Annotated in this window: 5 protein-coding genes; 1 reads left to right on the plus strand and 4 read right to left on the minus strand. The window is 67.0% G+C overall.

The window, feature by feature from the left end:
- The first annotated feature begins 2 nt into the window (after positions 1-2).
- Positions 3-3,425, plus strand: coding sequence for a chromosome segregation SMC family protein (locus ACFDTG_RS10270; RefSeq protein ID WP_375290944.1), 3,423 nt, complete (start codon positions 3-5; stop codon positions 3,423-3,425).
- 89 nt (positions 3,426-3,514) lie between these two features.
- Here the strand turns inward: ACFDTG_RS10270 and ACFDTG_RS10275 are convergent, their stop codons facing one another.
- The 4 genes from ACFDTG_RS10275 to plsX form a co-directional block, all read right to left on the minus strand.
- Positions 3,515-3,871 carry a MerR family transcriptional regulator gene (locus tag ACFDTG_RS10275; protein WP_375290945.1) on the minus strand — a complete coding sequence of 119 codons (357 nt, stop codon included), beginning with the start codon at positions 3,869-3,871 and terminating at the stop codon, positions 3,515-3,517.
- Positions 3,871-4,167, minus strand: a complete 297-nt coding sequence (locus tag ACFDTG_RS10280; protein WP_375290946.1) for an integration host factor subunit alpha — start codon at positions 4,165-4,167, stop codon at positions 3,871-3,873. The genes ACFDTG_RS10275 and ACFDTG_RS10280 overlap by 1 nt, the downstream gene beginning before the upstream one ends.
- Before the next feature lie 95 nt (positions 4,168-4,262).
- On the minus strand, positions 4,263-5,234 hold the full coding sequence (locus tag ACFDTG_RS10285; RefSeq protein ID WP_375290947.1) for a beta-ketoacyl-ACP synthase III: 972 nt from the start codon (positions 5,232-5,234) through the stop codon (positions 4,263-4,265).
- 84 nt (positions 5,235-5,318) lie between these two features.
- The gene (plsX, locus tag ACFDTG_RS10290; RefSeq protein ID WP_375290948.1) at positions 5,319-6,377 is read right to left on the minus strand and encodes a phosphate acyltransferase PlsX; all 1,059 of its coding nucleotides are present in this window, start codon (positions 6,375-6,377) and stop codon (positions 5,319-5,321) included.
- Between the last annotated feature and the right edge of the window lies 1 nt (position 6,378).

Here is a 6,378-nt window from a genome sequence, read left to right on the forward strand (position 1 = left end):
CGATGCAGCTCAGGCAACTGCGCCTCAGCGGTTTCAAGAGCTTCGTCGAACCCGCCACCCTGCGCATCGAGCCGGGGCTGACCGGCGTCGTCGGCCCCAACGGCTGCGGCAAATCCAACCTGCTTGAAGCCATCCGCTGGGTGATGGGCGAAACAAGCGCGAAATCGCTGCGCTCCGGCGGGATGGAAGATGTCATCTTCGCCGGCACGCAAAGCCGCCCGGCCCGCGATTTCGCCGAAGTCGTCCTTTCGGGTGCGGATTCCGACAACGAAGAATTCGAGGTGGTCAGGCGCATCGAGCGCGGCGCGGGAAGCGCCTATCGCGTCAACGGACGCGATGTCCGGGCGAAAGATGTGGCGCTGACCTTCGCCGATGCGGCCACCGGCGCGCACAGCCCGGCCCTCGTAAGCCAGGGCAAGATCGCACAAGTCATTGCCGCAAAGCCCGCCGAACGGCGCATGATGCTGGAAGAGGCGGCCGGCATCGCGGGATTGCACGTGCGCCGCCGCGATGCGGAAAGCAAACTTCGCCAGACCGAGGCCAATCTGGCGCGCCTGGAAGATCTGATGGCCGGGCTCGACAGCCAGATCGCTTCCCTACGCCGCCAGGCCAAGCAGGCCGAGCGCTATCGCAAGCTGACCGATGAACTGCGCGGCGCGGAGGCACGCGTCGTTTTCGCGCGCTGGCGCGATGCGGCGGAAGCGGCGCGCGCGGCCAAGGCCGCGGCCAGCGATGCGGATGCAAACGTGGGCCGCGCTCAGGCCGCCGCTGGCGAAGGCCAGAAGGCGCAGCGCCTGGCCGCAGAGGCGCTGACGGAAGCGCGCGACGAACTTGCCGACCGCCGCGACGATGCCAACGCCCATGGCCACCGGATGGCGGCGTTGACGACCCGGCTCGAAGCCGCGGAGCAGCGCCTTTCCGACCTCGACCGCCAGCGCGCGCGTTTGCAGGAGGATCGCGGCGAGGCGGACCGGCTGACGTCCGACGCTGCCGAGGCGATCGGCCGGCTGGAGAAAGAGATCGCCGCCGGAAAAAGCGCGATTGCCGACATGGAGGCCGGGCGCCCGGCGCTCGAACGCGCCGTCGAAAAGTCGGAGGCGGACGGGCGGGCGGCGGAACTGGCACTCGCCAAGGCCACCGCCGACAATGCCGGCGTCGAGGCGGAATGGCGCGTCGCCGAGGCGGAGATCGCTCAGGCCCTTCAGCGTCGCGATCGCCTGGCAGGCGAATCCCGCCGCATCGCGGACCAGCGCGGCGCCCTGCTGGCCGAAGGCGATGGAGACGATGCCGTAGCCCGGGCGCAGGATGCTGCACAGGGCGCCGCCAACACCGTAACCCTGCGGCGCGCCAAGCTGGAGCAGATGCAATCCCGCAAGGGGCGCCTGCAAACCCAGCGAGACGAGGCCGCATCCGCGCTGTCGTCCGCGAAGGCCGAACTGGCCGGGATCGAGCGGGAACATGCGGCGCTGGTCCGCGACCGGGATGCCCGCGCACGCGCGGCAGCGGGCCGAGACGGGCAGCGGCAGGCGCTCGACGCGGTACGCGCTCGGCCGGGCTATGAGCGTGCGGTCGCCGCCGTGCTGGGACGAGATGGCAAGGCGGTGCTGGGCCAGGCGGGCGCGACGGAGGGACGGTTCTGGACTGGGGCAGAGGCCCCCCCGCCAGTGCCGCAGAGCCTCGCTTCGCATGTTGTCGATTGTCCGCAGGAACTCGCCGCGAGACTCGCGCTGGTCCATGTCGTCGATGAAGACGACGGCCGCTCGCTCGATCCGGGGGAGTGGCTGGTCACGATGGATGGCGCGTTACGCCGCTGGGACGGTTTCGTGGCCCGGGGGGAAGGCGCGGCCGAGGCGGCCCGGCTGGAGGCGGAAAACCGCTTTCGCGAACTCGATGCCCTGCTCCCCGATCTTCGCGAAGCTGCGGAAGCGGCTCGCCGGGGGCATGACGCCGCCGCGACGGACCTCGCCGACCTGCAGCGTGATCTGATCGGAGCAGAACGCGCGCTTGCACAGGCGATAGAGGCCGAGCGCGATGCGCTTCGCGCCCTCGATCAGGCGGAATCGGCCCGCGAGAGAACCGCCGCTCGGCTGGCCGAGCTGGATCGACAATCCGGCGAGCAGGCCGACGTGCTGGCAACAGCGGAGCGTGACCTGGCCTCATCGCAGGAGAAGCGGACCACCCTGCCCGATCCGGCTGCGGGGCGCGCTGCGCTGGAAGCGGCACGAGGTCGTAACGAAAAAGCCAAGGGCGCTCTTCAGGCCGCGATGGCGGAACTTGCGGGCCACGATCAGGCGCTGGCGGTAGCGCGCGAACGCGCAGCGGCGCAGCGCGCAGATGTGGCGGGCTGGCAGGCGCGCAGTGGCGATGCGGCAAAGCGGTTGGCCGATACTGCGCGGCGACTGGAAGAAATCGAGGAGGAGCGCGCGATCATCGCGGCCAAGCCCGAAGGCCTTTTGCGCGAGATAGAGCAGGGCGACAAGGTTCGCGCCCGCATCGCGCAGGAGCTGGAGGCGGCAGAAAAGGCCGCGAAAACGGCGCAGGAGGCCGCCAACGAAGCCGACCTTGCGCTGGCTGCCGCTACGGAGGCGCTGGCGACAGCGCGCGAAAATCGCGCCGGGCTGGCCGCGCGCGCCGAGAGCGAGGAAGCGAAGCGGATCGAGATGGCCCGTGCTTCGGGCGAACGCTTTCAGTGTCCGCCCCCGCTCCTGCCCGGTCGCTTTGCCTTCGAAGAGACCGATGTCGCCAGCGCCGAAGCGGAGAGCGCCGAAATGGACCGGCTGACCGCGGCGCGCGAACGCATCGGCCCCGTCAATCTCGTCGCAGCCGCCGAACTGGAAAAGATCGAGGCCGAGCACGGATCGAGCGCCGCGGAACAGGCCGAACTGGCCGAAGCGGTCAATCGGCTTCGCGGTTCGATCGGCAGCCTCAACCGTGAGGGGCGCGAGCGCCTTCGCGACGCCTTTCGCCAGGTGGACGAGCACTTTCAGCGTCTGTTCGTGCAGCTTTTCCAGGGCGGGAAGGCCCATCTCGCCCTGATCGACAGCGAAGATCCGTTGGAGGCGGGCCTGGAAATCTACGCGCAGCCGCCCGGCAAGCGGCTGCAATCGCTCACGCTTCTCTCGGGCGGCGAACAGGCGCTCACGGCTGTCGCCCTGATCTTCGCGCTGTTCCTCACCAACCCGGCGCCGATCTGCGTTCTCGACGAAGTCGACGCCCCGCTCGACGACGCCAATGTCGATCGCTTCTGCGACCTGCTCGATGCGATGGTTCGTGAAACCGACACGCGGTATTTGATCGTGACACATAACGCCGTCACCATGAGCCGAATGCACCGCCTGTTCGGCGTGACCATGGTCGAACAGGGCGTAAGCCGCCTCGTCAGCGTGGATCTGGGTGGTGCCGAAGAACTGCTGGCGGCGGAATGATTCCGCCCAACTTGAGCAAGCTTTTTCAGTCGGTTTGTATGGGGTCGGGGGGCTTTGCGCCCGCATTGAGCGAGGCAGTGCTTGAAGGGTCAGACCGCTTCCAAGGCGGATGCGAGCTCCGCGCGAATGGCTTTCAGCTTGGGGATCAGGTCGTCCGGCAATGCTGATGGTGGGGCATCGGGTTCCGGTGCTTCAGCAGTCTTCAAAGCCGCTCTAGCGCCTTTGAGCGTGTACCCTTCGCGATTGACCAGTCGATCGATCCGCTCGATCAGCGCAACATCCTCGGGCCGGTAAAGACGCCTTCCACCGGCGCGCTTTACGGGTTTGAGCTGGACGAACTGTTCTTCCCAATACCGCAGCACATGGGCCTTGATACCCAGCGCCTTACCGACCTCGCCGATCGTGCGAAGCGCCCCAGCGTCCTTGTGATCGTCGAATTCGGCCATCAGCCGTTCGCGATCTTGTCCTTGAGCAGTTGGCTCGCCCGGAAAGTCAGCACGCGGCGCGGCGTAATAGGCACTTCAACCCCGGTCTTGGGATTGCGGCCCACACGCTCGTTCTTGTCGCGCAGCACGAAACTGCCGAAGCCGGAAATCTTGACGTTTTCACCGTCAGAAAGCGCGCTACACATCTTGTCCAGAATGCTTTCGACCATGGCCAGCGAGTCCGCACGGCTCACGCCGAGCTTACGATTGATAGTTTCGGCCAGATCGGCGCGTGTCAGGGTGCCCACCGAACGCATTTCGCCCGCTTCTCCTTTTCGCCACAACCACCTAGCGGACATACCCTAGCGTGCATTGTATCGCAACGACATTCCCGCGATTAGTTTAACCAATGTTACAATCGGGCGAGAGCGGCGCCCCACGTGAACCCGCCGCCCATCGCTTCGAACATGACGAGCTGCCCCGCCTGGATGCGCCCGTCGCGCATGGCGACGTCGAAGGCGAGGGGTACGGAAGCGGCGGAGGTATTGGCGTGGCGGTCCACCGTGACCACCACTTTTTCCGGCGCGAGACCGAGCTTGCGCGCGGTCGCGTCGAGGATGCGGGCGTTGGCCTGATGCGGTACGACCCAATCCAGATCTTCGGCCACGACCCCGGCGTCCGCCAGCACTTCGCGCAGGACCTCGGCCAGATTGACGACCGCGTGCCTAAACACCTCGGGACCTTTCATCCTCAGTTTCCCAACGGTACCCGTCGTCGCTGGTCCGCCGTCGACATACAGGAGCTCCTTGTGCGCGCCATCGGCATGGAGCCGGCTGGCCAGGATGCCGGGCCCGTCCTCGGCCACGTCGCGCGCTTCCAGCACCACCGCGCCTGCCCCGTCCCCGAAAAGGACGCAGGTTCCGCGATCCTCCCAGTCGAGCAGGCGAGAGAAAGTTTCCGCACCGATCACCAGCGCCTTGCTGCCCGATCCGGTCCTCAGCAGCGCGTCGGCGGTCGTAAGCGCATAGAGGAAGCCCGAACACACCGCCGCGACGTCGAAGGCGATGCCGCCGGGCTTGCATCCCAGCAGGTGCTGCACCTGGGTGGCGGTGGCGGGAAAGGTGTGGTCCGGGGTCGCCGTGGCAAGCACGATCAGGTCGATATCGGACGCTGGAACATTCGCAGACTCTAAGGCCTTCCTCGCCGCGTCGGTGGCCAGAGTGGCCGTGCTCTCGCCCTCGCCCGCGATGTGACGCTGGCGGATACCGGTCCGTTCGGTGATCCATTCGTCGCTCGTGTCGACGCCCTGCTCGGCAAGCTCGGCATTGCTCACGGCGCGGGCCGGCAATGCGGAGCCGGTGCCGGTGATGACGGACCTCAACATATGTCGATCACTCGCTTGATCACCGCGCCGGAAATGTCGAACACCGCCCCGAACGCGGCAGGAAACGACAGGAACATCCCGCGATCATTTGACGATCGCATCCCGGCCACCGGAAGCATGGCGCAGGCGCTCTTCACCAAGCTCGCCAAGTTCGGTCTTGATGCGGTCGGTAATGTCCTCTTCCAGCAGGCGGGCGGCGACTTCCACGGCGTTGGCCACTCCCTTCGCGCTGGCGCTGCCGTGGCTCTTCACCACCACACCGTTGAGGCCGAGGAAGACGGCGCCGTTGTGGTTGTTGGGATCGAGGTGATGGCGCAGCAGCTCGGTCGCGGGACGCGAGACGAGGAAGCCCACCTTGGAGCGGAAGCTGGAAGAAAACGCGTTGCGCAGCAGATCGGTCACGAACCGCGCCGCGCCTTCCATGGCCTTCAGCGCGACATTGCCGGAAAACCCATCGGTCACGATCACATCGCATTGGCCGCGGTTGATCTTGTCCGCTTCGGTAAACCCTTCGAACTCCATGGCGAGGCCGGTGGCCGCCTTGAGCTGCGCCGCGGCATCCTGAAGCTGCTCGGTGCCCTTGGTTTCCTCGGTCCCGATGTTCAGCAGGCGCGTGCGCGGCCGCTCGGTTCCGTTGACGATACGGGCATAGGCGGCGCCCATGATCGCGAACTGGACGAGGTTGCGGGCATCGCATTCACGATTGGCGCCCAGATCCAGCATGATGGTGTCGTTGTCGCCCAGCGTGGGGAGCAGCGCAGCCAGCGCGGGCCGGTCGATGCCTGGCATGGTGCGCAGGGCCAGCTTGCTCATCGCCATCAGCGCGCCGGTGTTGCCGGCGCTCACCGCGGCGCCCGCCTCGCCCCGCTTCACCGCGTTCACGGCAAGGCCCATGCTGGTCGTCTTGGCACGGCGAATCGCGCGGGAGGGCTTTTCATCCCCCGCGACGACATCTTCGCAGTGCAGGATTTCGGACGCCCCGGTCAGGCCCGGATGCGATTCCAGCGCCGCCTCGATCTTGGGACGGTCGCCGACCAGCAGGAAATTGAACTTGTCATGCCGGCGCCGCGCGATCGCGGCGCCTTCCACCATCACGCGCACGCCTTCATCGCCGCCCATCGCATCAACAGCGATACGCGGCAGG

This window comes from Qipengyuania sp. (genome assembly GCF_042095715.1).
GTDB lineage: Bacteria > Pseudomonadota > Alphaproteobacteria > Sphingomonadales > Sphingomonadaceae > Qipengyuania.

Coding starts and splice junctions, on each gene's coding strand:
- ACFDTG_RS10270 (WP_375290944.1), top strand. CDS start 3: ATGCAGCTCAGGCAACTGCGCCTCAGCGGTTTCAAGAGCTTCGTCGAA.
- ACFDTG_RS10275 (WP_375290945.1), bottom strand. CDS start 3,871: ATGGCCGAATTCGACGATCACAAGGACGCTGGGGCGCTTCGCACGATC.
- ACFDTG_RS10280 (WP_375290946.1), bottom strand. CDS start 4,167: ATGCGTTCGGTGGGCACCCTGACACGCGCCGATCTGGCCGAAACTATC.
- ACFDTG_RS10285 (WP_375290947.1), bottom strand. CDS start 5,234: ATGTTGAGGTCCGTCATCACCGGCACCGGCTCCGCATTGCCGGCCCGC.